Below are 4303 nucleotides of genomic sequence, written 5' to 3' on the forward strand. Positions count from 1 at the left end.
AATATAAAAATAAAATTTGGATTTTTTGAATGGAGTCAAACACATTATAGAAACTAATAAAATTAAAAAATTACTTTGTTTGGAAAAAGAAAACAAATTATAAAATACGTGGTCTGGATTTGAATAATGATTAACAATTCCTAAACTAAAAGTTAAAAGAGAAAAAATAAATAACAAAACAGCACTGTTAAATAATCGAGAAAAATATTGGTGTATCTTTATTTGATTAATAAAACTTCTTTCATTCTTCATGAAAAATCTTTCTAATATTTTGATTTTATATGGAAATAAATAGTAAATCAAAAAAATATATTAAAAATGAAAAAAATATTTTTCTAAATATATAGTTAATTATATCGTAATTTAAATTAAAATATCAAATGAAACGTATAAAAAATTGTTTTTTTGGCTCAAAGTCCTTTAAAATAAGTATGTATATGTTACAAAAATAAATATACTTGAATTAAAAATTAGGAGAATGATTATTAATGAAAATTATGTCGGTTAATGCTGGAAGTTCTACTTTAAAGTTTAAATTATTTTGCATGCCTTCAGAAGAAGAAATTTGTGCTGGTTTAATTGAAAAGATTGGTCATAGTGATGCTGTTTTGTCTATTGAAGTACAAAAACAAAAAACAAAGAAAATTATCGCAATAGCTAATCATCAACAAGCTATCGAATTATTATCAAAAATTCTTATAGAAAACAAAATTTTAAAAAGTTTAACAGAAATTGAAGGCGTTGGTCATAGAATTGTTCAAGGCGGTGAGTTATTTCCATCTGCGGTTATTTTAACAAAAGAAAATATTAAACAAATCGAAACTTTAAATGATTTGGCCCCTTTACATAATCCGAATAATATATTAGGTATTAAATCTTTTCAAAAAGTTTTACCAAAAGTGTTGCAAGTAGGTGTTTTTGATACCACTTTTCATCAAACTATGCAAGAATCAAATTTTTTATACGCAACTCCTTATGAATGGTATACTAAATATAAAATTAGAAAATATGGCGCTCATGGTATTTCTTATGAATATGTTACACAAAGAACACAAAAACTTTTGAATAAAAAAGATTCTAAAATCATTATTTGTCATGCTGGTAATGGTGTTTCTTTAGCTGCTATTCAAAACGGAAAATCTTTAGATACTTCTATGGGTTTCACACCTTTGGAAGGAGTTCCTATGGGAACACGTAGTGGTAATATTGACCCTACTATTATTGGTTTGATTGCTGAAAAAGAAAATAAGACGATTAAAATGGTATTAAATGATTTAAATAAGATATCTGGTTTACTTGGTGTTTCAGGCGTTTCTAATGACGGACGTGATTTAGAAAAAATGATATCTCAAAATCATCAAAGAGCTATTTTAGCTTTTGATATTCAAATTAAACGCATTGTAGATTACATCGCTAGTTATTATGTTTTGTTAAAAGGCATAGATGCTTTAGTTTTCACTGCGGGTATAGGAGAAAATTCTATTTTTTTCCGTCGTGAAGTAGTCCAACGTTTAGAAATTTTAAATTTTGTTTTAGATCCACAATTAAACGAAAACAAACCTAAAGGAGAATGTATTATTTCAACTCAGCAATCTGCTGCAAAAATCATTGTAGTGCCTACTAACGAAGAGATAATGATAGCTCGTAAAGTTTTTGCTTTGCAACAATAAGTTTTTTTTTCTAATCATTAATATAAAATTTTTAGATTAAAATTTTCTTTAATTTTTATTTTTTCTATATTCCATTAATTATAGAAATATGTAAAAACAAAAAAATTAAAAGAAATTTTTTTTGGAGAAATACTCAAGTGGTTAAAGAGGCATGCTTGGAAAGCGTGTAGTTCTTAATAGATGCGAGGGTTCGAATCCCTCTTTCTCCACCAATATTGTTTATAATTTTATTTATATAATTATTTATAAAAAGGTTATAAAAAAATAAAAAAATACACCAAATCTAGTGTTTTTTTATTTTTTTATTTTCATTCATTAATTTTTAGTATAGAAATTTTTGTGTTGGCAATAGTTATAATGGAGACAAATAATTTATGAAACAATATTTAGATTTATGTCGTGCAATATTACAAAATGGTGTAATATGCGATAATCGTACCAAAGTTTCTGCCAAAAGTATTTTTGGTTTTCAAATGCGCTTTAATTTAAATGAAGGTTTTCCAATGGTAACTACGAAAAAGTTAAATTTAAAATCAATAATTCATGAATTGTTATGGTTTATCAAAGGAGATACTAATATTCGTTATTTAGTTTTAAATAATGTCAAAATTTGGAATGATTGGCCATACCAAGCATATAGAAAATCTAGTTTTTTTCAAGGCGAAAGTTTATCAGAATTTGTACAAAAAATTAAAGAAGATGAAGTGTTTGCTCAAAAGCATGGTAATTTAGGTCCTGTTTATGGCGAGCAGTGGCGTAATTTTTCAGGTATTGATCAATTACAAAAAATAATTAGCGAAATTAAAAATAATCCTAATTCTAGACGCCTTCTCATTTCTTCATGGAATCCTAAAGCGATAGAACAGATGATTTTACCCCCTTGTCATGTGTTAATGCAATTTTATGTTCAACAAAACCAACTCTCTTTACAATTGTATCAAAGAAGTGGAGATGTTTTTTTAGGAATCCCTTTTAATATTGCTTCTTATTCTTTGTTATTAATGATGGTTTCACAAGTCACCAATTTAAAACCTTATGAATTTATTCATACTTTAGGTGATGCGCATATTTATCATAATCATTTAGAACAAATTAAAATACAATTACAACGTTCCTCTTATCCTTTGCCACAAATAATGTTAAATACCTCTATTAAGAATATAGAAGATTTTCGATTTACAGATTTTCATTTGAAAAATTATATTTCTCATGATATTTTAAATGGAGAAATTGCAATATGATTTCTTTGATTGCGGCAGTAGATGTTAATTTTACAATAGGTTTTCATAATCGATTACCGTGGCATTTCCCAAAAGATTTGATGTTTTTTCGACAAAAAACATTACAAAAAAATGTTTTAATGGGTTGGCAAACTTATCTTTCTTTAAAACAATATTATGGTTCTAAACCTTTTCCTTTTAAAGATGTTTATGTTGCTAGTCATGAAACAAAAAATATATTAAATATTAATGTTATCAATGATCTTATAATGTTTTTGAAAAAAATGAAATATTCACAACAAGATCTTTTTATCATAGGTGGAAGTCAAATTTATCATCAATCATTATCTTATGTAGATGTTATGTATCTGACTCATGTTTTGGGTCGATATCAAGGAGATTCTTTTTTCCCTCGTTTTGATTATAAAAAATATGTTATTAAAAAAAAAACAAATGTAGATAAGTTAATTTTTGTTATGTATCAAAAATTGAAAAATTCAGAGTTGATTAATTATGTTTAGTTGGATATTTTATTTATCTTTTTTTATGTTTTGGTGTTTTTGTTTCAAAATTATGAATATTTTTGTTGCTTTAGTATTAGGTTTTTGGATTAGTATCTTTTTATCTTTGATTTTGGTTTTTGTTGTTCTTGGTTTATGTATGTTATTTATACGTAAATTAGAACCGAATCATGTTTGGAAACATAAAATAGTGTTAAGTATTTCAAAATTCATAATAAGATTTTTTAGAATTAATGTGAAAGTACACAACCCACGATTCATTCCTTTAAAAGGAAAAATGGTAGTTTATGCTAATCATAAAACGAACTTTGATCCTTTTATTATTGCTTCTATATTTCCACGCACTCTTACTTTTACACCTAAAGATGTACTTTATAAAGGTTTAAAAGGTTTATTTTTAGGTTTTTGTTTTGATGCGACAGATTGTGTGAAAATTTCAAGAGGTAATAATAGAGAAACAGTGAAAAATTTTATGAGAATGATTCACAAAATTCAACAAAATTTGTCTATTTTAATTTTTCACGAAGGTGGCGTGACTACCACATATACTGATAAAATTATACATTCACTTGATGGTGCTTTCCAAATATCTTTGAAAAGTCAAGCGAATATTCTTCCTATTACTTTAAAAGGTGTTTACGCTATTCGTGGTAAATGTTGGTTTCGCAAAAAACAAGTAGAAATTTTCTTTCATCCTATAATTCCTTTTATGGAATTAAAATCTAAAAATACACAACAAATTAATCAACAGGTTACTGATATCATTAATTCTGTTTTATAATTTATTTTTTAATTTCAAAAATTATCTTTTATTTTATATGTTATAATTATTGAAAAAATATAAATTATTTTTTCATCTTTAAAAGGATACACGAAAGATATTTATTTAGAT

At 25.4% G+C, this 4303-nt stretch carries 5 protein-coding genes and 1 tRNA gene; 5 read left to right on the forward strand and 1 reads right to left on the reverse strand.

The window, feature by feature from the left end; genetic code table 11:
* Positions 1 to 252 (reverse strand): hypothetical protein (locus AlmWB_RS00730; RefSeq protein WP_370406560.1); only part of this gene is annotated, 252 nt, incomplete at its 3' end.
* 236 nt (positions 253 to 488) lie between these two features.
* Between AlmWB_RS00730 and AlmWB_RS00735 the strand changes: the two genes are divergently transcribed.
* The 5 genes from AlmWB_RS00735 (at position 489) to AlmWB_RS00755 (ending at position 4192) form a co-directional block, all read left to right on the forward strand.
* Positions 489 to 1670 carry an acetate kinase gene (locus AlmWB_RS00735; protein WP_050337144.1) on the forward strand — a complete coding sequence of 394 codons (1182 nt, stop codon included), beginning with the start codon at positions 489 to 491 and terminating at the stop codon, positions 1668 to 1670.
* Between the two features lie 123 nt (positions 1671 to 1793).
* A tRNA-Ser gene (locus AlmWB_RS00740) sits at positions 1794 to 1882 on the forward strand.
* A 162-nt stretch (positions 1883 to 2044) separates the two neighbouring features.
* A complete protein-coding gene (locus tag AlmWB_RS00745) occupies positions 2045 to 2911 on the forward strand; it encodes a thymidylate synthase (RefSeq protein WP_050337146.1) in 867 nt (288 codons plus the stop codon).
* Entirely contained in the window at positions 2908 to 3411 is a 504-nt protein-coding gene (locus AlmWB_RS00750; RefSeq protein WP_050337148.1) for a dihydrofolate reductase, read from the forward strand. The genes AlmWB_RS00745 and AlmWB_RS00750 overlap by 4 nt, the downstream gene beginning before the upstream one ends.
* Positions 3404 to 4192, forward strand: coding sequence for a lysophospholipid acyltransferase family protein (locus AlmWB_RS00755; RefSeq protein WP_050337150.1), 789 nt, complete (start codon positions 3404 to 3406; stop codon positions 4190 to 4192). Before AlmWB_RS00750 ends, AlmWB_RS00755 begins: the two co-directional genes overlap by 8 nt.
* The last annotated feature ends 111 nt before the right edge of the window (positions 4193 to 4303 follow it).

The sequence above is a fragment of the Candidatus Phytoplasma phoenicium genome (assembly GCF_001189415.1).
Lineage (GTDB): Bacteria > Bacillota_I > Bacilli_A > Acholeplasmatales > Acholeplasmataceae > Phytoplasma > Phytoplasma phoenicium.

Excerpts from the sequence above, each read along its gene's own strand:
- AlmWB_RS00735 (WP_050337144.1), top strand. The coding sequence starts at position 489 with ATGAAAATTATGTCGGTTAATGCTGGAAGTTCTACTTTAAAGTTTAAA.
- AlmWB_RS00745 (WP_050337146.1), top strand. The coding sequence starts at position 2,045 with ATGAAACAATATTTAGATTTATGTCGTGCAATATTACAAAATGGTGTA.
- AlmWB_RS00750 (WP_050337148.1), top strand. The coding sequence starts at position 2,908 with ATGATTTCTTTGATTGCGGCAGTAGATGTTAATTTTACAATAGGTTTT.
- AlmWB_RS00755 (WP_050337150.1), top strand. The coding sequence starts at position 3,404 with ATGTTTAGTTGGATATTTTATTTATCTTTTTTTATGTTTTGGTGTTTT.